We start from the raw sequence: 21109 nt of genomic DNA, 5'->3' as shown, positions 1-21109 counted from the left end.
CGTAGCGCTGCTTATTGAAAATCAGATGACGGCCCAAAAGACCGGATTAACCGGGGAGGCTACGCGTCACACCAGCCTCCAACGAGCTGTAGCAAAATGTGAATAGCCGCCGGGAACATCAACAGGAAGAGTAAAACTGTCACCACAGCAATCGCCATCAGAAACTCCTTTTAAATTTTCGTTTTACGAAATCGTAGTCAGTATTTTTAAATTGTCACTGACGCTCGGCTATTTTCTTCATTATTCACGGGGACGCCCCTTTTTATTAGCGCCCCCGTTGCTGGTTTGATTAAGATTCGCGTTTAAAACGCCGGAGCTTTACCTTTTGATTATGCTTTTGCTGCTCAAATAGCAAAGTTTTCCGTCATCTGCTTCAGTGCCCTGGACTGCTCGGTCAGCGCCTGCGATGCCGCTGCGGACTGCTCAACGAGCGCCGCATTACCCTGCGTCACGCCATCCATCTGGGTGACAGCAGCGCTGATTTGCATGATGCCCTGCATTTGCTCAACCGAGGCCATTGAAAGACTGTCCATAGTTTCAGCAAGCGTAGCCACGTTGCTCGCAGCCCGCAAAATCGTCTCTGCCGTTCTGGATGCCACCGACACACCGTTATCGACATCCTCAACGGCATGCTCAATCAGCGCCCCAATTTCTTTGGACGCCGTTGCGCTGCGCTGAGCGAGATTTCTGACTTCCGTCGCCACCACGGCGAAGCCACGACCATGCTCGCCGGCACGTGCAGCCTCGACCGCCGCATTCAGCGCCAGAATATTAGTCTGGAAAGCAATCCCTTCTATAACGCTGGTGATTTCCTTTATCTTCAGGGCGTTAGCCGAGATATTCTGCATCGTTTCGCTCATTTCGCCCACGGCAGACTCACCTTCACGTGCCAGTGCTTCCGTCTTTCTTGCTGACGTTGCCGTATGCTCCGCGACCTCGGTATTGTTCCGAACGGTCATCGTCAACTGTTCCATGCTGGCGGCAGTCTGCTGCAACGCCGCCGCCTGCTCCTCGGTACGAGACGATAACTCCATATTACCCTGCTCGATCTCACCGGCAGCCAGATCCACCGACGTCGCGGCCTCTTTGATTTCCGTGACAAGGGTTTTCAACTGGGTCTGCATGTTGTCCAGAGCCGCAAGCAGCGTGCCGGTTTCATCCATCCGGGTAATACGTATGGTTGAGGTGAGATCGCCAGCGGCAATGGTGTTCGCCGTATTCACGGCCTGCTTTAGCGGTCGGAGAATACTGCGCGACAGCAAAATGCCCGTCAGCAGCGCGGTGACAACCGCCGCAATCATTCCCAGGATTATCATCATGCGCGTACGGAAGCGTTCTTCAGCCAGTCGGGTTTGACGTTCAGCCATAATGCGGTACTCGTCGTTCAGCGCTTGCTGAATAACACCCCGCATGGCGTCCATTTGCTCTTTTCCGGTATTACGCTCCAGGCTACTGATGAACGCATCCATATCTTCCCCCCCGCGGGATACGCTCTCTCTTCGCTGGATTAACGGCAGTGCAAATGATCTTTTCCATTCTTCTTCAAGCCTGGAGAGGGTGGTTAATTTTTGCTGCTGCGACGGGTTATCACGCGTAAGCCCTGCAATTTCGTCAACTTTGCTTTTAAACCTCTCATCCCCCTGCGTGAAGGGTTGAAGAACGTCCTCATTGCCGGTGAGCGCAAAACCGCGAATGCCGGTTTCCATGTTGATCAGGTTTTCGGTTACGGAGCGAAGGTTATCGACCACTTTATAGCTATGAACGTTGAGCTTGCTGACGGCCGTCACTCTGTCAAAGCTCAAATAGAGCAGCCCGCAGACGACGGACATTAAAACCACAATTGCGCCAAATGCTATGGTAAGCCGGGTGCCGATGTTGAGATTTTTAAACATGACTCTTCCTTAATAATTAGCATAGGTTCATCTTCTGGAGATGAATTTTAATAACGGCTTATTTTTTGTGGTTAATGGAAATGGGTTTCCACCACGACCACACCCATGCTAATCGGCAGAGAGAATTAATACTTTAGGCTGAGATAAAAATATAATAAACATCTTTTTGCGATGATTCTTATATGCAATAAACGGCCATGTACCAGTCAGCATAAATAATTAAATAAACTTGCGAGCATTATAAAATTGAGATTGGTAAAAGCGCCTAAATTTAAGCACATTTAATATAAATATATTTCAAACTATTAATAAATGTAAATTTCAGTTCTTTTTTTGACCATTTTCGGACTTTCAGACCTATAAAAAAACCGGGCGCGGGGCCCGGTTATCTTCTTAGCTAAAAGTGACTTTATGCGCTCAACCCGCGATTCTCCAGCATCGGTTCAATCTTCGGATCGTGTCCGCGCCAGTTTCGATAAAGTTCGGCTAAATCAGCGCTGTTGCCGCGAGACAAAATCGCCTCGCGGAATTTCTGCCCGTTTTCACGCGTCAATCCACCCTGTTCGACAAACCACTGATAGCCATCGTCCGCCAGCATTTGTGTCCACAGGTAGGCGTAGTACCCCGCCGCGTAGCCGCCGCCGAAGATATGGGCAAAGTAGCTGCTGCGATAGCGCGGCGGTACAGCGGGCAGATCCAGCCCCTCTTTTTTCAACGCCGCGGCTTCGAATTCTTCAACGCTCGACACGGCCTCGCTGATGCCGTGCCAGTTCATGTCCAGCAGCGCCGCACTCAGCAGTTCCGTCATGTCATAACCCTTGTTGAAATGGGTCGCGTTGAGCATGCTTTCCCGCAGCGCGTCCGGCATGGGGTCACCGGTTTCGTAATGACGGGCATAGTGGCTAAACACCTGAGGATGGCTGGCCCAGTGCTCATTGATTTGCGACGGGAATTCAACGAAATCACGCGGCGTATTGGTACCGGACAGCGTGGCGAAGCGCTGGCTGGCAAACAGACCGTGCAGGGTATGGCCAAACTCGTGGAACAGGGTTATCACGTCATCCCAGGAGAGAAGCGCGACGCCGCCGTTACCCGGCTTTTGGTAGTTGCAGACGTTGTAAATCACCGGGCGGGCAGCAAACTCAAAGGACTGCTCGACGAAATTGCCCATCCAGGCCCCGCCCTGCTTGGAGTCGCGGGCGAAGAAGTCGCCGTAAAACAGCGCCATGCCCTCACCGGTGTGGTCAAAAATTTCCCATACGCGGACGTCAGGGTGATAAACCGGAATGTCGAAACGCTCCACAAAACGAATGCCAAACAGCTGGCTGGCCGCCCAGAATACACCGTCCTGTAAAACGGTATTGAGCGCAAAATAGGGTCGAATCTGCGATTCATCGAGGGCGTATTTCGCCTGGCGCACGCGCTCGGCATAAAAGGCCCAGTCCCAGGCCTGCACGGTGAAGCCACCCTGCTCGTCGTCGATGACCTTCTGAATATCGGCCTGCTCGCGTTCCGCGCGGGCGCGGGCGGCAGGCACAATGCCGCGCATAAATTCCAGCGCGGCGGCCGGGGTTTTCGCCATCTGGTCGGCGATGCTCCAGCTGGCGTAATCCTCAAAGCCGAGCAGACGGGCCTGGCGCTCCCGCAGCGCCGTAAGGCGCAGGATTAGCGTGCGGGTGTCGTTTTCATCCCCTTTCTGGGTGCGCGTCCAGCCGGCGTTGAACAGGTTTTCGCGCGTCTGCCGATTGCGCAGCGCGGCTAGCGCAGGCTGCTGTGTCGTATTCAGGAGCGGGATCAGCCAGCGGTCGTTAAGCCCTTTTTCCGCGGCGGCCTGCGCCGCGGCGGCAATCTCTTCGGCGCTCAGGCCTTCAAGCTGGTGCGCGTAATCCACCACCAGCCCGCCCGCGTTGTTTGCGGCCAGCAGTCGCTGGTTAAACTGGCTGGTCAGGGACGCGGCCTCGGTATTCAACGCCTTCAGCTCGGCTTTTTCCGCTTCATTCAGGCGTGCGCCGGCCAGAATAAAGCGCTGGTACGTCTCCTCGACCAGCCGACGGGATTCGGCATCCAGCGCGGCGCGGTCCTGCCAGACGCTCTCGACGCGGGCGAAAAGGGTGTCGTTCAGCCAGATGTCGTTCGCCAGCGCGGCAAGTTCGGTGGAGAGCTGCTCCTCCAGTTCCTGCAGGTACGCATTGGTGTGCGCGGAGGTCATGGCGAAGAAAACGCTGCTGACGCGCGCGAGCATCACGCCGCTTTTCTCCAGCGCCAGCACGGTGTTAGTGAAGTCTGGCGCAGCGGTGTGAGAGACTATCGCCTCTATGTCCGCCCGCTTCTGGCGAAGCGCTTCATCGAAGGCCGGACGATAATGCTCGTCTTTGATGGTATCAAAATGGGGGGCCTGGTAAGGCAGCAGGCTGATGTCAAAAAAGGGGTTGGTGGCCGTCATCTTTCACTCCTCCGAACGAATATCTTCCCAGAGTAGGCCAGGCCGCCATCGCCTGCAACGCCGTCATACAAATGTTGCCTTAACGCACCCTCTGCGGGCGTGCTATGTTAGTACCACACAAAAAGCGTTGAGGAACAGTGAGATGATTATTTTAGTTACCGGGGCAACGGCAGGTTTTGGTGAAAGCATCACGCGTCGCTTCGTCGCCAACGGGCATAAGGTGATTGCAACGGGCCGTCGTCAGGAGCGCCTGCAGGAGCTGAAGGACGATTTAGGTGACAGCATCCTGACCGCGCAGCTGGACGTGCGTAACCGTGCGGCCATTGAAGAGATGATTGCCAGCCTGCCGGCAGAGTGGCGCGCCATCGACGTGCTGGTCAACAACGCCGGTCTGGCGCTGGGCATGGAGCCTGCCCACAAAGCCAGCGTTGAAGACTGGGAAAACATGATCGACACCAACAACAAAGGGCTGGTGTACATGACCCGCGCGGTGCTGCCGGGCATGGTCGAGCGCAACCGCGGCCACATTATCAACATCGGTTCTACCGCCGGGAGCTGGCCTTACGCGGGCGGTAATGTCTACGGCGCGACCAAAGCGTTTGTGCGCCAGTTCAGCCTGAACCTGCGCACCGATCTGCACGGCACCGCCATTCGCGTCACCGATATCGAGCCGGGGCTGGTAGGCGGCACCGAATTCTCCAACGTGCGCTTCAAGGGTGATGACGCGAAAGCGGATAAAACCTACGAAAACGCCAACGCCCTGACGCCGGAAGACGTCACCGAAACGGTCTGGTGGGTCGCAACGCTGCCAAAACACGTCAACATCAATACCGTGGAAATGATGCCGGTCAGCCAGAGTTTTGCCGGACTTAGCGTCCATCGTGGCTAAATAAGCCCTTCCCGGCCCGCGGGCCGGGTCTGTTTCGGGTCATAAAAGAATGGTAGTATGTTCGGGCTAACTCTCTGAGAAATGACAACTCATGGCCGCTGAATCGCAACTCAATCCCACCCAGCCCGTAAACCAGCAAATCTATCGCATTTTGCGACGTGATATTGTCCATTGCCTGATCCCACCGGGAACGCCGCTTTCTGAAAAAGAGATCTCCGTGCGTTTTGACGTGTCCCGTCAGCCGGTGCGTGAAGCGTTTATTAAGCTTGCGGAGAACGGCCTGATTCAGATCCGCCCGCAGCGCGGCAGCTACGTGAACAAAATTTCACTCTCACAGGTGCGCAACGGCTGTTTCGTACGCCAGGCAATTGAATGCGCGGTGGTGCGCCGTGCCGCGACGCTCATTAATGACAACCAGTGTTACCTGCTGGAGCAAAACCTGCATCAGCAGCGCATTGCGATTGACCGTAAACAGCTCAACGATTTCTTCCAGCTTGATGATGAGTTTCACCAGAAGCTGGCGCAAATTGCAGACTGCCAGTTGGCCTGGGATACCATTGAGAACATCAAGGCCACCATTGACCGGGTGCGTTACATGAGCCTCGATCACGTCTCCCCGCCGGAAATGCTGCTCCGCCAGCATCACGATATTTTCAGCGCGCTGGAAAAACGCGACCCGGACAGCGTGGAAAAAGCGATGACCCTGCATCTGCAGGAGATAGGCGAATCCGTGCAGCTTATTCGTCAGGAAAATAGCGAGTGGTTTAGCGAAGAGTGATATTTGCCGCCCCTTTCGCGGGCGGCGCCGTAATTAGCGAACGACTAACACCGGAATTGTGGCGTAGCGCAGAATAGATTCCGCATTTGACCCCAGCAGATGGGTGGTGATGCCCGGATTTTTTGACCCGATGACAATCACGTCATATTCCCCTTCTTTGCTCAGCTTGATAATTTCATCGCGGACGCTGCCAAAACGAACCAGAGTGTGAATATTCTCCGGGGAGATATCGAACAGTCGTTTTAACTCGTTCATTTTCTTCCCGGATTCTGCGCTCATATACTCTTCAAACTTTTTAATATCGGCGTTGAATCCGCGCAGCAGAGACCGGCTGCTGGCAGGCAGAATATTGACCAGGGTAATCGACGCGCCCTCGGCCTTCGCGAGGTTAGCCGCGTGGCGAACCGCTTTATCGCTTAAATCCATTTCAAACACGTCAACAGGCATCAAAATCTTCTTATACATAAGCCTGACTCCTTATTCCGATGAAGGGTTATTTCCTGCAACCAGAATGGCATCGGGAATATAAACCAATCCTCAACGCTTCCCCGTAGAAACTATCAATAAGTGAAAATAACGGTCTGCTTTGTAAATTGCCGTCGTGAAGCGTCAACGCCCCATGTAATAAAGAAAAAAGTGTGAGTTTGATCAAAAACAAAAACATGACTGGCAGACAGGCGTATTTATAGTGCCCCGTGAACGGCAAAACCTGAAATAGCGCCGTAACGGATAGTTTAGAGAGGAGAAAATACCATGATGACATACGACCGTAACCGCAATGCAATCACCACCGGCAGCCGCGTCATGATTAGCGGCACCGGCAAAACCGGCGTGATTAAGGCGATCCACAGCAACGGGCTGGATGCCGCGCAGGTGCGCCGTGGCAAAACGGTGGAAGTGGAAGGATGCGAAGGTAAGTTCGAACCAATTGAACTGATTCGTCTGGGTATGCACTAAATTGTGCGCCGACATGCCGCCGCGAACGGCGGCATGTGTTGAATTACAGGTGCGACACGTACTCCGCCACCGTGGTCTTAGCCCCCTTCTGCAGCAGCGTCTGATACGCGCTCATCACGGCATCTGTGAAGGCTTTTTCTCGCGGCAACTCTTTCCCAAAAATGGCCTCAATGCCGAGCAGCGCGTTAACGCGGTTTTCCCCTTCGGCACTTCCCTTCACCGCCGCCTGAATCACCGCCAGCTGCGGATCGCTCACGTCGATAGCGTTACCCTGCTCGTCCACGCCGCCGACATAGCGCATCCACCCAGCCACGCCCAGCGCCAGCAGTGGGAAAGGCGTCTGGTGCACCAGGTGCCAGCGCGCGGGATCCAGCATCCGCTGCGGAAGCTTCTGGCTGCCGTCCATCGCAATTTGCCAGGTACGGTGGCGCAGGGCCGGGTTACTGTAACGGGCGATCAGCAGGTCAGCGTAGCGTTCTAAATCGACGCCCTTCACTTTCAGAGTCGGCGCCTGCTCGTTGAGCATCAGCGCGTGCGCGGCGACGCGATAGTGTTCGTCTTCCATACACTCATTGATGTGCTGATAACCGGCCAGATAGCCGAGGTACGCCAGGAAAGAGTGGCTGCCGTTGAGCATGCGTAGCTTCATCTCTTCAAACGGGATCACATCTGAAACCAGTTCGGCTCCGGCTTTTTCCCATTCCGGACGCCCGGCCACAAAGTTATCCTCGATAACCCACTGGCGGAACGGCTCGCAGGCCACCGCCGCCGGATCGCGTACGCCGGTCAGCTGCGCGATTTTATCCAGCGTATCGGATGTGACCGCCGGTACGATGCGGTCCACCATGGTTGACGGGAAGGTGACGTTAGCCTCGATCCAGTCCGCCAGCTCGCCGTCTACCGCCCGGGCGTACGCGCAGGTTACGTTGCGCATCACGTGACCGTTCTCCGGCATGTTGTCGCAGGACATCACGCTAAACGCGGGCAGCCCCGCCGCTTTACGGCGCGCCAGCGCTTCCACCACCACGCCCGGCGCGGATTTCGGCTGATGCGGGTTTTGCAGGTCGGCAACGATGAAAGGATGATCGAGCATCAGTTGCCCGGTTGCCGGAGAGTGGCAGTAGCCTTTTTCGGTGATGGTCAGCGAGACAATCGCCACCTGCGGTTCACACATTGCCGCCAGCACGCTTTCCAGCCCGTCGACCTGCGCGTGCAGGGCCTTTTTGACCACGCCCACCACGCGGGACGTCCAGCCATCGGCAGACATTTCCGCTACGGTGTAGAGGTTATCCTGCGCCTTCAGGTCGGCAATCTGCTGCTCGCCGCCAATCAGGTTAACCTCACAGTAGCCCCAGTCGCTGCCGTGTTCAGCCGCGAGGATGTCCGCATACACCGCCTGATGCGCGCGGTGAAATGCGCCGAAGCCTAAATGTACAATGCGTGCTTTAAGGCTGTCGCGATCGTACTGAGGCAGCGTCGCGTTGGCCTGTAATAAGGTGTTTTCCATGATTAAGACTCGCTAATTAGAAAGCTGTGGATCGCTGCCGCCCCCAGTCCAGAGCGGCAGCGCCTGCTGACTACACCAACTAGAATGGCAGTCGGGGTAAAAAATTACTGCCATCAACCATACTGATACTGCCGTTTGAGTTTTTGATTTATATTAACTTTTGCTCAGGTGGTGTGACATAAACAAAAAGTTGTGTGATAAGTCACGAAAGATATAAACCACTAGCGTCGCGTGGAGAACGCGCCGTAACCCACGCGCTCTTTCGGCGCGGCCTCCGCGGCATCTTCAGCCGCGCTGAGGTCGCGGTCGCGGACTTCCGGCATCAGGAACGCCGAAACCAGCCCAATCACGGAATAGGCCACCAGCATGGCTACAATCGGCCACCAGGAACCCGTCATATTGCAGAAAATCCCCGCCAGTACCGGGCCAAAGCCCACCGCCACCAGACCTCCCGCCTCCTTGGAGATAGCCATACGGGTAAAGCGATTTCGCGAGCCAAACATCTCCGCCATGGTGATATTTTCCAGCGCAAACAGCCCCAGCACGGCGAAATTATGGATAACGATGATCGAGAGCATGATTGTCCCCGGCGCGTAGCTCTTATCGACGATAATCGACAGCATCGGGTACGCCAGAATAATGGCGGAGATATTGAGGATAATGTACGGCAGCCTGCGCCCCACTTTATCGGAAAGCCAGCCCAGCAGCGGGATGGAGATAAACCCAAGAATGGAACTTATCATCAACGCGTCGGTGGGAATCGCTTTATCGAACAGCAGCGTCTGGACCAGATAGCCCGCGAGGAAGGTCTGGATCAGCCCCGAGTTGCCCGCCTGACCGAAACGCAGGCCGGTCGCCAGCCAGAAGGATTTACTTTTCACCATTGAACCCAGCGAGGTGTCCGGCTGCACGGTTTCTGCATCGTTTACTTTCTCAAAGACCGGGCTCTCCTTGAGGTTCATTCGCAGCCAGATGGCAAAGATCATCACCACGACGCTGGCAAGGAACGGCACGCGCCAGCCCCAGGCGAGCAGCTGTTCACGATCGAGGGCGAAGAACATAATGGCCCAGATCGCCGTGGCGCTCAGCGTCCCGCAGTTAGTCCCCATCGCCACCAGCGAGGAGATGATGCCGCGTTTCCCTTTCGGGGCGTACTCCGCCAGCATGGTCCCGGCCCCGGAGATCTCCGCCCCGGCGCCCAGCCCCTGAATGATACGCAGCGTCACCAGCAGTACGGGCGCAAAAATGCCGATCTGCGCGTAGGTCGGCAGCACGCCAATCAGCGTGGTGCAGATCCCCATCATGGTGATGGTGATAAACAGCACCTTTTTACGACCAATGCTGTCGCCCATTCTGCCGAAGATAAATGCCCCGACGATACGCGCGATGTAGCCCGCGCCGTAGGTTCCCATCGCCAGAATCAGCGCCATCGCGGCCGACTGTTCCGGGAAGAAGATTTCATGAAATACCAGCGCCGCCCCCAGCGAGTAGAGCTGGAAATCCATAAACTCCAGCGCGGTGCCCAGCCAGCCGGAGACGGCGGCTTTCACCAGATCTGAGGTGGTTCTTTGAGGTTGTGCTTGCGTCATAATGGCTATCTCTAAAAGGTAAGATGCGTACCACTGAGAGCCCGTCTTCGCGGGCTCTTAACCGCGTGTAGGGTTATTGCCCGAACGTCAGTAAAACCTTGCAGCACTGCCGCTGGTCTTTTTCAAACAGTTCGATGGCGTCTGTTACATGGTGATAGTCAAAGGTATGGGTGATCAGTTTTTCCGGGTCGATCAGCCCTTTTTCAAGCCAGTCGATGACGACCGGGAATTTGTTGGCATTGAGGCGCGAGGAGAAGATCGCCAGCTCTTTACCGGTAATCCCCTGCTGGACTATCTGGCTCGGCTCGCTGGAGAAGCCCATCAGCACGATGCGCGCCGCCGGGGAAGCCAGGATGACCGCCTCCTGCAAAATCGACGGATGACAGGCGGCATCAATAATCAGCGTCGGCTTGATGCCTTTTTCGTCCAGCGCGGCCTGCAGCGACGTTTCGCCGTTATTAAAGACCCAGTCCGCGCCGCTGCGCTGGGCCATGGCCAGACGCTCATTGATTCTGTCGACGACGATTACCTGCTTCACGTTGTAGACGCCCTTCAGCGCCTGTACGGTGACCAGTCCCATCGGCCCTGCGCCGTAGATCAGCGCAACGTCCTGTTCGGTAGGGCTAGCCTGCCCCGTCACGTTGGCGGCAATGGTGAAAGGTTCAACCATCACGGCGTGTTTATCCGGGATCGCATCCGGGATGCGCCAGGCATTTTTAGCGGGCACGGCGGCATATTCGCTGAATCCGCCGTCGCGGTGGACGCCCAGCACCACCAGCGAGGTGCAGACGTTAGGCTTGCCGACGGAGCACGGGTAGCAGTGCCCGCAGCTGATCACCGGATCCACCGAAACGCGCTCCCCTAACCGGGACGGTTCTACGCCCTCGCCCACAGCGTCAATCACGCCGAAGAACTCGTGGCCGATCACGCGCGGATATTTTGCAAACGGATTATGCCCGCGGTAGATGTGGCTGTCCGACCCGCAGATCCCGGCCAGCTTGATTTTGACGCGGACTTCCCCTGCGCCTGGCTCCGGGCGGGGACGCTCTTCAATTACCAGCTGGTTCGGCTGTTGAATCACTACGCTTTTCATCGTTCGCTCCTCGGTTACCAGTTCCACAGCGTGCCGTCTTCGAGACGGGCCACCGGCAGATAGGCCGGATCGTACGGGTATTTCGCCGCCAGCTTTTCATCAAACTCAATGCCCAGCCCCGGCTTCTCGCCCGGATGCATATAGCCGTTATCAAAGCGCCAGCTGTGCGGGAAGACTTCCAGCATCTGTTCGGAGTATCCCATATATTCCTGCACGCCGAAGTTCGGCACCCACAGGTCGAAATGCAGCGCGGCCGCGTGGCAGATCGGCGACAGATCGGACGGTCCGTGCGAGCCGGTACGCACCTGATAGAGCGACGCGAAGTCCGCGATGCGGCGCATCCCGGTGATCCCCCCCGCATGGGTAATAGTGGTGCGGATATAGTCGATAAGCTGCTCTTCGATAAGCTGCTTGCAGTCCCAGATGCTGTTGAACACCTCGCCCACCGCAATTGGCGTGACGGTATGCTGGCGGATCAGGCGGAAGCACTCCTGGTTTTCCGCAGGCGTTGGGTCTTCCATCCAGAACATGCGGAACGCTTCGATACTCTTGCCGAAGCGCGCCGCTTCGATGGGCGTCAGGCGGTGGTGCATGTCGTGCAGGAGATGCTCATTGAAGCCAAATTTACTGCGCACCGCGTCAAACAGTTTTGGCGTGAAATCGAGGTATTTCTCGGTGGACCAGAGCTGCTCTTCCGGCCAGTCGCCTTTGGTGGCGGGCTCGTAGGCCAACCCCTTCCCTTTAGCCATGCCGTAGGTGGTTTTCATACCCGGCACGCCGCACTGGACGCGGATCGCCTTAAAGCCCATCTCCTTATGGCGGGCGTAATCTTCCAGCACGTCGTCAATGGTGTGCCCGGTGGTGTGGCAGTAGACCATTACGCCCTCACGGGATGCGCCGCCCAGCAGCTGGTAGAGCGGCATATTGGCCGCTTTGGCTTTGATGTCCCAGAGCGCCATATCCACAGCGGAGATAGCCGACATGGTGACCGGCCCGCGGCGCCAGTAGGCGCCCTTATAGAAGAATTGCCAGATATCTTCGATACGGTGCGCGTCGCGGCCAATCAGCTGCGGGCAGAGATGATCTTTCAGATAGGAAGCAACGGAGAGCTCACGCCCGTTCAGCGTGGCGTCACCGAGACCGACAATCCCCTCATCGGTGGTGATTTTAAGGGTGACAAAGTTTCGCCCCGGGCAGGTAACAAACACGTCAGCCGCGACAATCTTCATAATTCCTTTCCTTACATCGTTCGTTGTGATGCTGGAAATTTACCCACCAACCCTACTACCATACAAGTATAATGATCATAAAATCAGCTAACGATCACAAAACCCGGGGGGCTCAAGCACGGCCCCATCCCGCCACAATAATCAGCATACCGCACAGGGCAATCAGCGCCCCGGCCCAGTCATATGCGCTGAGTTTGACGCCGTCCACCACGCGCAGCCACAGCAGCGCCGTGCAGACATAGACGCCGCCGTAAGCCGCGTAAACGCGCCCACTGGCCGCCGGATGCAGCGTTAACAGCCAGACAAACAGAGCCAGCGCGACGCCCGCCGGGATCAGCAGCAGTGCGCTTCCCCCCTTCTTCAGCCAGAGCCAGGGCAGGAAGCAACCGATGATTTCGCATAGCGCGGTGGCAAAAAAAAGCAGCGTCGTTTTGAGCATATTTCACGTCAGGTGAGGATTTATTTAACCATCATACCTGATGATGCCCTTTACTTTTCCATACTTGCTCCGCGGGTATGCCGTTATTGCTCTTTGGTGTAGAATCTGAACGGGGAAACTTGCTCATCTGCACCCATTTAAAAGGAAACGCTATGACTACATTAAGCAAACGCCTTTGTCTGACAGCCCTGCTGGCGCTGTCATCGTTCGTCTTTGCCGCCTCTGCGACAGCGGAAACCAGCAAGCTCATTATTGAGTCTGGTGACAGCGCGCAAAGCCGCCAGAACGCCGCGATGGACAAAGAACAATGGAATGACACCCGCAGCCTTCGTCAGAAGGTCAACAAACGTGCTGAAAAAGAGTGGGACAAAGAAGATGTCGCCTTTGACGCACGCGATAAGTGTCAGCAAAGTGCGAACGTCAATGCCTACTGGGAGCCGAACACCCTGCGCTGCCTGGATCGCCGCACTGGTCGTACGGTAGCCCCATAATGTCGGCGCCCTGTGATGTAAAACTCCGGCCACTGGAGCGTGAAGACCTGCGCTTTGTCCACCAGCTTGACAATAACGCCAGCGTGATGCGCTACTGGTTCGAAGAGCCGTACGAGGCCTTTGTCGAGTTGTCGGATCTTTACGACAAGCACATTCACGATCAGAGCGAACGTCGTTTTGTGGTGGAGTGTGAAGGCGACAAAGCCGGGCTGGTGGAGCTGGTTGAGATCAACCACGTTCACCGCCGGGCGGAGTTCCAGATCATTATTTCGCCGGAGCACCAGGGGAAAGGCCTGGCCTCCCGGGCGGCGAAGCTGGCGATGGATTACGGATTCAACGTCCTGAATCTCTACAAGCTTTATCTGATCGTGGATAAAGAGAACGAAAAAGCGATCCATATCTACCGCAAGCTGGGCTTTATGGTAGAAGGCGAGCTGATTCATGAGTTCTTTATCAACGGTGAATACCGCAATACCATCCGCATGTGCATTTTCCAGCATCAGCATCTGGCCGGTCACAAGCCGTCAGGTGCCAGCCTGCTGAAACCAACCGCGCAGTAGCCTGCGCGGTTTCATTCTCAATAATACTCAATCGTGTTTTTGATGGTGTACTTGCGCTCAACGGCGGGTTTGACGCTGTCGTCCGTGATCGTCAGATCGCAGCTCACCGGATTATTGTGGCGATCGTAGTCGCAGCTCTGCGTCACGTTGCCCAGCGGCTTATCGTTTAACAGGCTCACGGCCGAGTAATCCATTCTTTTGCGCAGATCCTTAGACGGCGTCGACTGTACCGATAAATGCTGATCCCCGGAGACGGTGGTTTTGCCCAGCGGGTAGCCATCCGCATCGTAGCGGTACTTCACCTCCATCTCTTTACCATGTGCGGCCACCACGAAGCCGTTGTCGTCGGTATCCCACGTCACCCCGGCTGACGGCAGTTCGGCCAGCTGGCATTTGCCCTGCAGCTTCACCTTACGCTGCTGGGTTTCTGCATCGATGTAGTAGTTGGCATCCAGCACCAGCGCTACGCCCGTGTTAGCCTCCAGGTCGTGCAGCTCCAGCGTATCGAAACACCCTTCCGCCGACACGGTGCCGGTGACCCGTTTGGACACTTCACCCTTCTCGTTGAACAGCGTCTGGGTAAAATCCTTGACCGGGCCGCGAAGAGGGTCGAAATCAAATTCGTTCGAAAAACTCGCCATCTCGGGCGTAAACGACAGCGGCGCGGAGTTGTTATCACACCCTGCGAGAGTAGCTGCCAGGAGCGTTATCGCTGCATATTTCTTCACATTCTTTACCAATACAGAGAGATTATTCCCAATCATATTAGCAAATACAGTTGTTTACACGAAGCCTGCTAAAATTAATCTCTACACAGAGAAAAGGAGCTACAGATGAAACGGTTACCCTGGATTACCGCCCTGCTGTTAATGAGTGCCTCAACGGCCGCGCTGGCGGCACCGGACTCCTGCGAGCGCGTGAAAAGCGACATTCAGCAGAAGATCATCAACAACGGCGTGCCGGAGTCAGGTTTTACGCTGAACATTGTGCCGAACGATCAGGCTGACCAGCCGGACGCTCAGGTGGTGGGCCACTGCGCCAACGACACCTTTAAAATTTTGTACACCCGTACGGGCAGCGGGGCGGCGTCCGGCAATCAGGATAATGCGCCGGCTGAACCTCAGTAAATCACCGTCAATCCCCTTTGATTTGACAAGGATTAATATTTAATACCTCCAAATAAGTAACACTCACCCCATCATTAGCCCGGTTATCGTTTCGGGAAAAATAATATGTAATCACAATGGTGGGGTGAGCCATGTCCGATATCGAACATCACGGCGGGATTAGCCGTCGAACACTCGTGAAATCTACGGCGATAGGTTCTCTGGCGCTTGCCGCTGGCGGAATTTCGTTGCCTTTTGGACTGAAAAGCGCCGCAGCCGCGGTACAAAATGCAATGAAACCGGCAGAAGATAAAGTGGTCTGGGGCGCCTGTTCGGTCAACTGCGGCAGCCGCTGTGCGCTGCGTCTGCACGTCCGCGATGAAGAAGTGTACTGGGTCGAAACGGATAACACCGGTGAGGATATCTACGGCAATCACCAGGTGCGGGCCTGCCTGCGCGGGCGCTCCATTCGCCGCCGCATCAACCATCCTGACCGTCTGAACTACCCGATGAAACGCGTGGGTAAGCGGGGTGAAGGCAAGTTCGAGCGCATCAGCTGGGACGAAGCGCTGAACGCCATCACCACCAGCCTGAAAGACGTGGTCAGCAAGTACGGCAACGAAGCGGTGTATATTAATTACTCCTCCGGGATTGTCGGCGGCAATATCACCCGCTCCTCCCCTTACGCTTCGCTGGTGGCGCGCCTGATGAACTGCTACGGCGGTTTCCTGAGCCACTACGGCACCTACAGCACGGCGCAAATCGCCTGCGCGATGCCTTATACCTACGGCAGCAACGACGGCAACAGCACCTCGGATATCGAAAATACCAAACTGGTGGTGATGTTCGGCAATAACCCAGCGGAAACGCGCATGAGCGGCGGCGGGATTACTTACTATCTGGAGCAGGCCCGCGAGCGTTCTAACGCACGTATGATTGTCATCGACCCGCGCTACACCGATACGGCAGCCGGACGCGAAGACGAGTGGATCCCGATCCGTCCGGGTACCGATGCCGCCCTGGTGGCGGGGATTGCCTGGGTATTGATCGACGAAAACCTGGTGGACCAGCCGTTCCTGGACAAATACTGCGTTGGCTACGACGAAAAAACGCTGCCGGAAGGTGCCCCCGCGAATGGTCACTATAAAGCGTACATTCTCGGCCAGGGTGAGGACAACACGGCGAAAACGCCGGAGTGGGCCTCGCGCATCACCGGCATTCCTGCAGACCGCATCATTAAACTGGCCCGCGAGATTGGATCCGCGAAGCCGGCCTATATCTGCCAGGGCTGGGGACCACAGCGTCAGGCGAACGGTGAACTGACCTCCCGCGCCATCGCGATGCTGCCGATTCTGACCGGCAACGTGGGGATCAACGGCGGCAACAGTGGCGCCCGTGAATCGACCTACACCATCACTATCGAACGTATGCCGCTGCCGGAAAACCCGGTCAAAACGCAAATTTCCTGCTTCAGCTGGACGGACGCCATCGCCCGTGGCCCGGAAATGACCGCTCTGCGCGACGGGGTACGCGGTAAAGATAAGCTGGACGTACCGATTAAGTTCATCTGGAACTATGCGGGCAACACCATTATTAACCAGCACTCCGATATCAATAAAACCCACGATATTCTGCAGGACGAAAGTAAGTGCGAAACCATCGTGGTGATCGACAACTTTATGACCTCATCGGCGAAATACGCCGATATCCTGCTGCCAGATTTAATGACCGTCGAGCAGGAAGACATTATCCCTAACGATTACGCCGGGAACATGGGTTACCTGATTTTTCTCCAGCCCGTGACCGCGCCGAAGTTTGAGCGCAAGCCTATCTACTGGATCATGAGCGAAGTGGCGAAACGCCTCGGACCGGATATCCATCAGAAATTTACCGAAGGGCGAACGCAGGAAGAGTGGCTGCAGTATCTGTATGCCAAAATGCTCGCAAAAGATCCCACGCTGCCGTCCTATGACGAGCTGAAAAAAATGGGCATCTATAAGCGCAAAGATCCGAACGGACACTTTGTGGCCTATAAAAAATTCCGCGAGAACCCGGAAGCCAACCCGCTGAAAACGCCCTCAGGCAAGATTGAAATTTATTCCAGCAAGCTGGCGGATATTGCGGCGACCTGGGAGCTGGCAAAAGATGAGACCATCAGCCCGCTGCCCGTCTACGCATCCACCTTTGACGGCTGGGATGCGCCCGAGCGCGCGCAGTTCCCGCTGCAGCTGTTTGGCTTCCATTTTAAAGCCCGCACCCACTCGAGCTACGGTAACGTCGACGTGCTGCAAGCGGCCTGCCGCCAGGAGGTCTGGCTGAATCCCGTTGATGCCGCGAAACGTGGCATTAAAAACGGCGATACGGTGCGCGTCTTAAACGATCGCGGTGAGGTGAGAATAGAAGCGAAAGTCACGCCGCGCATCATGCCAGGCGTAAGCGCCATGGGCCAGGGAGCCTGGCACGATGCCAATATGAATGGCGATCGTATCGACCACGGCTCGTGTATCAACACCCTGACCACGCACCGCCCGTCACCGTTGGCAAAAGGCAACCCGCAGCACACCAATCTGGTGCAGATTGAGAAGGTGTAAGGGGTGAATTCTATGACCCTGGTTTATGCTTTGGTCTGTATTAATGGTTAATCACGTCGCGCGGACATAACCGCGCGAGCAAGGAAGGTTTAATGAAAGACGTCTCACACCGTGACTCGTTCGCGTTCAGCGCCCGCGTACTGGGCGCGCTGTTTTACTTCGCGCCTGACAGCGAGCAGACAGCCCCGCTGGTGCAGGCACTTACCGCTGGCGAATGGATAGAGGACTGGCCCCTGCCGCCGGAAACGCTGCTGCCCGTTGCCGAAACCTTTGCTTCATCTTCCGATGAGCCGCTGACGGATGCCTGGCAACGGCTGTTTATTGGTCCTTATGCCCTGCCCGCTCCGCCGTGGGGTTCCGTCTGGCTGGACCGTGAATCCGTGCTGTTTGGCGATTCGACCCTCGCGCTGCGCCAGTGGATGCGGGAAAACAATATCGCGTTTCAGATGCAGCAAAATGAACCGGAAGATCATTTCGGCACCCTGCTGCTGCTGGCGGCATGGCTGGCCGAGAATGGCCGCGAGTCGGAGTGCGATCGGCTTCTGGCGTGGCATCTGCTGCCGTGGAGCACCCGCTTTCTGTCGGTGTTTGTCGACAACGCCGGGCATCCGTTCTATATCGCGCTCGGCAGGCTTGCGCAGCTGACGCTGGCGGACTGGCGATCGGCGTTGGTTGTTCCGGTTGCGGAAAAGACGCTGTACCGCTAAGGGATATGGCTTGCTCGCGGGTGGCGAGCAAGCCTTTAACCAGGGTTTGGTTGTGCATCACCACCTGATTCATTCACACTCTCTTTGCTTTGAATGAACCGGAGTGCCAAATAGAGGTCTGGCGCCAGAATCATGTCATCATCATTCATCGTTGGCCGACTTTCTTTAAACCAACGTGTTAATTCCGTTTTCCTGCCCGCAAGGATTAACACAATCTGTCGGGCTTTCAGGTCACGCTTTAACTCATTAATGGTTGCCAGGACACTGATATCTGAATAGGTGAAGCAAGCCACGGCATCAATAACCACCCATTTAGGTTGTACTGCTGCACCATCAACCAGGTTCAATACCCGACGTTTAAAATAAGCCACATTAAAATAGGTCAACGGTGAGTTAAATCGATACATCAGCACGCCCGGGACCATTTTAATATCGGTTGTATTCCCTAATGAGTGGATCATTCCATTTTCGTCAGTCCCCAGTAAGTGCTCAGAGGGACGAAATACCGTACGCAGGAACTGTAACAGGCCAAGCAACACCGCAAGGCCGATCCCCTGAATTACACCGATGATTAAAACACAGCCAAACGTAAAGAAGGCCAGGCGAAATGCCTGTTTATTTCTTCGCCTCAGGTTCCATAACCCACGTAAATCAATTAATGACCACGATGCATACATTAGAACAATACCTAATGCAGATACCGGAATAAATTGTAATGGCTGCGTGAAAAATACCACCACTAAACCTATCAGTAAGGCTGCGACTATGGAAACCAGCTGACTTTTCCCCCCAACGGAATCATTAACCGCGGTCCGGGAATCGGCTCCACTGATGGCAAATCCCTGAGATAGCCCAGACATAATGTTCGCAATACCCAGTGCCCGGAACTCTGCATCAGCATTAATTTCATAGCCATTTTTCGCGGCGAAACTGCGAGCGGTCAGCATCAGACTGACAAAACTCACTAAAGCCAGGTTAAGCGCCGGGATCACTAATTCTCGCATCGGACCGGGCTGGAACGCACCCCAGTTAACGACGGGTAAACCAGGCTGGAAGCCATCCCCCCCAATCGTGGCAATACCATACTGTTGCGCAGATGTTCCCCATACCAGTATCGTTGTTATCACAATGGCAATCAGAGGTGCTGGCCAATTGCTGCGATACGTTTTGATAACCATTAAAATAATTAACGTTAAAAGTGATATCCCTATTGTTAATACATGGCTGTCTAAAAGTCGGCCTGGCAAGGCCAGTATTTTCTCAATAACCTGCGCTTCATCGAGCTTGATCCCCAAAACCTTGCCTAATTGCCCGACAATAATCGTTACGGCTACGCCATTAAGCAACCCTGTAAGAATGGGATGAGAAAGGAGATCGGCAAGTGCACCCAGGTGAAATTTACTGGCAAGCAGGCACCACCCGCCCATCATCAACGTCATGACGATCGTGAGTTGCCAGTGCAGTTCAGGATTGCCTGCAGAAAGAGGAAACACGACGGCTGCAATCACGGCGCAGGTCGTTGCATCAGGGCCAACAATAAGCTGACGTGAAGAACCAAACAGTGCATAAGCTATCATCGGTAAAACGCAGGAATAGAGCCCCACTATTGCCCCAACACCCGCCAATTCAGCATAAGCAATAGCAACGGGTAGCGCTACAGCCGCGACGGATAATCCAGCTTTAACATCATGTTTTAGCCAGCTTTTATCGTAGGCTAATAAATTTTGTAACCCTGGCATGTACTTTAACAATAATTTTCCGAGCACTTTATTCTCCGGACAGGGATGATAGCCACGTAATATTGGCACACTTCTCAGTGAGGTTATGGTTTCCAAATGCTCCGGAGTCAGGTCGATGCCTCTCAGTTCTTAATAAAACGTCAGTCAACTCATTATTCTGACTACTGTTAAACATCATTTAAAAACTACCGCCCCATCATCTTTCCGGGGCGGCTCAAATTCGTCGCTATTGCGCGCTCATATCTATAAGCAACCCGCAATCAGAAACTGTACGTCACCTTCAGGCTTCCCGTTGGCGACGTTTTACGTTGCACTATCGGGCTATCACCCGCATCCCCCGTCAGCTGCGTTACGCCCGCGGAGGTGAGAACGCTCCAGCTCGAGGTGAGCCTGTAGGTCCAGTCAAGGTTCATCGACCAGGCGTAAATTCCCGCTCCGGCGTCATGTCGGGCAAACCCCGATGCGGCGGACTGGGCAGCATTAACCCCATAGTACGTTTGCATGTACTTGCCGGAACCCCAGCTGCCCGTCAGCCCCAGCGTCACCGCATTTTTCGACGATGTGTAGAGCGGGCTGGAAATGCCGAAATGCACCGCCTCACCGTTGTCTCTCTCAGAAACCGGGATCTCAGCCTGCAGCTGAAGATTGAGCCAGTCGGTCACCTTATACCCCAGCCCCGGCACCACGATAGCGGAACCTTTGATATCGCCCATCCCCCGCAGGTTGTCGCTGCCGGAGCTGATCGAATCACTGCTCACGTCTTTATCTTTACGGCCTGTTCGGTAGCTCACTGCGGCGTTGTAATCCAGGTTGCCAATGTTGTTTCCGTAACCGATACCCCGCGTGGTGCTGATAAAGAAACCATTTGCCATGGAATAATCTACTACCTGAGATGCCGAGACCCGGCTTTTATCCGAACCCGAGTAGCGTGGCGCGACGTCCACGCCTCCCCCCAGGGTTAAGACATTGCCCTGTTTCTGCTCTGCCGCCAGTACCGGGGTAGCCAGTAACGCCAGAATAACGCCCGGCACGATGTTTTTCAGTCTGCGGCTCGGAAGTAAATAGGGGAAAGAATGACGCAGTTCGATGTTACTCATTG

General features: G+C 55.3%; 19 protein-coding genes. 8 read left to right on the top strand and 11 right to left on the bottom strand.

Annotation, left to right across the window (positions count from 1 at the left end; genetic code table 11):
* Positions 1–344: 344 nt before the first annotated feature.
* Positions 345–1892, bottom strand: coding sequence for a methyl-accepting chemotaxis protein (locus IM314_RS00955; RefSeq protein ID WP_193358298.1), 1548 nt, complete (start codon positions 1890–1892; stop codon positions 345–347).
* Positions 1893–2301: 409 nt separating this feature from the next.
* Positions 2302–4335, bottom strand: a complete 2034-nt coding sequence (gene dcp, locus IM314_RS00950; RefSeq protein WP_193358299.1) for a peptidyl-dipeptidase Dcp — start codon at positions 4333–4335, stop codon at positions 2302–2304.
* A gap of 142 nt (positions 4336–4477) precedes the next feature.
* On the opposite strand from dcp, the gene ydfG reads away from it, so the two are divergent.
* Positions 4478–5224 (top strand): bifunctional NADP-dependent 3-hydroxy acid dehydrogenase/3-hydroxypropionate dehydrogenase YdfG, encoded by a 747-nt coding sequence (gene ydfG, locus IM314_RS00945; protein ID WP_028013011.1) that lies wholly within the window; start codon positions 4478–4480, stop codon positions 5222–5224.
* Between the two features lie 91 nt (positions 5225–5315).
* Entirely contained in the window at positions 5316–6002 is a 687-nt protein-coding gene (locus IM314_RS00940; RefSeq protein ID WP_193358300.1) for a GntR family transcriptional regulator, read from the top strand.
* Between the two features lie 33 nt (positions 6003–6035).
* Here the strand turns inward: IM314_RS00940 and IM314_RS00935 are convergent, their stop codons facing one another.
* Complete coding sequence (locus IM314_RS00935) at positions 6036–6467, bottom strand: universal stress protein (protein ID WP_041910207.1); 432 nt, start codon at positions 6465–6467, stop codon at positions 6036–6038.
* A 288-nt stretch (positions 6468–6755) separates the two neighbouring features.
* On the opposite strand from IM314_RS00935, the gene ydfZ reads away from it, so the two are divergent.
* A complete protein-coding gene (ydfZ, locus tag IM314_RS00930; RefSeq protein WP_193358301.1) occupies positions 6756–6959 on the top strand; it encodes a putative selenium delivery protein YdfZ in 204 nt (67 codons plus the stop codon).
* 43 nt (positions 6960–7002) lie between these two features.
* Here the strand turns inward: ydfZ and IM314_RS00925 are convergent, their stop codons facing one another.
* From IM314_RS00925 to IM314_RS00905, 5 genes are all read right to left on the bottom strand, one after another.
* Complete coding sequence (locus IM314_RS00925) at positions 7003–8466, bottom strand: mannitol dehydrogenase family protein (protein ID WP_193358302.1); 1464 nt, start codon at positions 8464–8466, stop codon at positions 7003–7005.
* A 221-nt stretch (positions 8467–8687) separates the two neighbouring features.
* A complete protein-coding gene (locus IM314_RS00920) occupies positions 8688–10055 on the bottom strand; it encodes an MFS transporter (protein ID WP_041910211.1) in 1368 nt (455 codons plus the stop codon).
* A gap of 73 nt (positions 10056–10128) precedes the next feature.
* Positions 10129–11148 carry a Zn-dependent oxidoreductase gene (locus tag IM314_RS00915; RefSeq protein WP_193358303.1) on the bottom strand — a complete coding sequence of 340 codons (1020 nt, stop codon included), beginning with the start codon at positions 11146–11148 and terminating at the stop codon, positions 10129–10131.
* A 14-nt stretch (positions 11149–11162) separates the two neighbouring features.
* The gene (gene manD / locus IM314_RS00910; protein ID WP_028013004.1) at positions 11163–12377 is read right to left on the bottom strand and encodes a D-mannonate dehydratase ManD; all 1215 of its coding nucleotides are present in this window, start codon (positions 12375–12377) and stop codon (positions 11163–11165) included.
* A gap of 112 nt (positions 12378–12489) precedes the next feature.
* Entirely contained in the window at positions 12490–12816 is a 327-nt protein-coding gene (locus IM314_RS00905; protein ID WP_025757996.1) for a YnfA family protein, read from the bottom strand.
* 152 nt (positions 12817–12968) lie between these two features.
* Here IM314_RS00905 and IM314_RS00900 point away from each other — a divergent pair, with 152 nt between their 5' ends.
* Positions 12969–13307 carry a DUF1283 family protein gene (locus tag IM314_RS00900; protein ID WP_041910218.1) on the top strand — a complete coding sequence of 113 codons (339 nt, stop codon included), beginning with the start codon at positions 12969–12971 and terminating at the stop codon, positions 13305–13307.
* Positions 13307–13867 carry a spermidine N1-acetyltransferase gene (gene speG, locus IM314_RS00895; protein ID WP_041910220.1) on the top strand — a complete coding sequence of 187 codons (561 nt, stop codon included), beginning with the start codon at positions 13307–13309 and terminating at the stop codon, positions 13865–13867. The genes IM314_RS00900 and speG overlap by 1 nt, the downstream gene beginning before the upstream one ends.
* Positions 13868–13884: 17 nt before the next feature.
* Here speG and IM314_RS00890 read toward each other — a convergent pair whose 3' ends face one another.
* Positions 13885–14631, bottom strand: coding sequence for a YnfC family lipoprotein (locus IM314_RS00890; protein WP_032644870.1), 747 nt, complete (start codon positions 14629–14631; stop codon positions 13885–13887).
* A gap of 69 nt (positions 14632–14700) precedes the next feature.
* Here IM314_RS00890 and IM314_RS00885 point away from each other — a divergent pair, with 69 nt between their 5' ends.
* From IM314_RS00885 to dmsD, 3 genes are all read left to right on the top strand, one after another.
* On the top strand, positions 14701–14994 hold the full coding sequence (locus tag IM314_RS00885) for a DUF1161 domain-containing protein (RefSeq protein WP_028013000.1): 294 nt from the start codon (positions 14701–14703) through the stop codon (positions 14992–14994).
* 131 nt (positions 14995–15125) lie between these two features.
* A complete protein-coding gene (gene ynfE / locus IM314_RS00880) occupies positions 15126–17564 on the top strand; it encodes a selenate/tellurate reductase subunit YnfE (RefSeq protein ID WP_193358304.1) in 2439 nt (812 codons plus the stop codon).
* Positions 17565–17656: 92 nt separating this feature from the next.
* A complete protein-coding gene (dmsD, locus tag IM314_RS00875) occupies positions 17657–18271 on the top strand; it encodes a Tat proofreading chaperone DmsD (protein ID WP_028012998.1) in 615 nt (204 codons plus the stop codon).
* A 35-nt stretch (positions 18272–18306) separates the two neighbouring features.
* Here dmsD and IM314_RS00870 read toward each other — a convergent pair whose 3' ends face one another.
* Both IM314_RS00870 and IM314_RS00865 read right to left on the bottom strand, forming a co-directional pair.
* Complete coding sequence (locus IM314_RS00870; RefSeq protein WP_193358305.1) at positions 18307–20037, bottom strand: SulP family inorganic anion transporter; 1731 nt, start codon at positions 20035–20037, stop codon at positions 18307–18309.
* 233 nt (positions 20038–20270) lie between these two features.
* Complete coding sequence (locus tag IM314_RS00865) at positions 20271–21107, bottom strand: MipA/OmpV family protein (protein WP_193358306.1); 837 nt, start codon at positions 21105–21107, stop codon at positions 20271–20273.
* Positions 21108–21109 lie beyond the last annotated feature (2 nt).

Source organism: Enterobacter cloacae complex sp. P42RS (assembly GCF_014930595.1).
Taxonomy (GTDB): Bacteria; Pseudomonadota; Gammaproteobacteria; order Enterobacterales; family Enterobacteriaceae; genus Enterobacter; species Enterobacter bugandensis.
This window is presented reverse-complemented; position numbering and strand designations above follow the sequence as displayed.

Coding starts and splice junctions, on each gene's coding strand:
- IM314_RS00955 (WP_193358298.1), bottom strand. CDS start 1,892: ATGTTTAAAAATCTCAACATCGGCACCCGGCTTACCATAGCATTTGGC.
- dcp (WP_193358299.1), bottom strand. CDS start 4,335: ATGACGGCCACCAACCCCTTTTTTGACATCAGCCTGCTGCCTTACCAG.
- ydfG (WP_028013011.1), top strand. CDS start 4,478: ATGATTATTTTAGTTACCGGGGCAACGGCAGGTTTTGGTGAAAGCATC.
- IM314_RS00940 (WP_193358300.1), top strand. CDS start 5,316: ATGGCCGCTGAATCGCAACTCAATCCCACCCAGCCCGTAAACCAGCAA.
- IM314_RS00935 (WP_041910207.1), bottom strand. CDS start 6,467: ATGTATAAGAAGATTTTGATGCCTGTTGACGTGTTTGAAATGGATTTA.
- ydfZ (WP_193358301.1), top strand. CDS start 6,756: ATGATGACATACGACCGTAACCGCAATGCAATCACCACCGGCAGCCGC.
- IM314_RS00925 (WP_193358302.1), bottom strand. CDS start 8,466: ATGGAAAACACCTTATTACAGGCCAACGCGACGCTGCCTCAGTACGAT.
- IM314_RS00920 (WP_041910211.1), bottom strand. CDS start 10,055: ATGACGCAAGCACAACCTCAAAGAACCACCTCAGATCTGGTGAAAGCC.
- IM314_RS00915 (WP_193358303.1), bottom strand. CDS start 11,148: ATGAAAAGCGTAGTGATTCAACAGCCGAACCAGCTGGTAATTGAAGAG.
- manD (WP_028013004.1), bottom strand. CDS start 12,377: ATGAAGATTGTCGCGGCTGACGTGTTTGTTACCTGCCCGGGGCGAAAC.
- IM314_RS00905 (WP_025757996.1), bottom strand. CDS start 12,816: ATGCTCAAAACGACGCTGCTTTTTTTTGCCACCGCGCTATGCGAAATC.
- IM314_RS00900 (WP_041910218.1), top strand. CDS start 12,969: ATGACTACATTAAGCAAACGCCTTTGTCTGACAGCCCTGCTGGCGCTG.
- speG (WP_041910220.1), top strand. CDS start 13,307: ATGTCGGCGCCCTGTGATGTAAAACTCCGGCCACTGGAGCGTGAAGAC.
- IM314_RS00890 (WP_032644870.1), bottom strand. CDS start 14,631: ATGATTGGGAATAATCTCTCTGTATTGGTAAAGAATGTGAAGAAATAT.
- IM314_RS00885 (WP_028013000.1), top strand. CDS start 14,701: ATGAAACGGTTACCCTGGATTACCGCCCTGCTGTTAATGAGTGCCTCA.
- ynfE (WP_193358304.1), top strand. CDS start 15,126: ATGTCCGATATCGAACATCACGGCGGGATTAGCCGTCGAACACTCGTG.
- dmsD (WP_028012998.1), top strand. CDS start 17,657: ATGAAAGACGTCTCACACCGTGACTCGTTCGCGTTCAGCGCCCGCGTA.
- IM314_RS00865 (WP_193358306.1), bottom strand. CDS start 21,107: ATGAGTAACATCGAACTGCGTCATTCTTTCCCCTATTTACTTCCGAGC.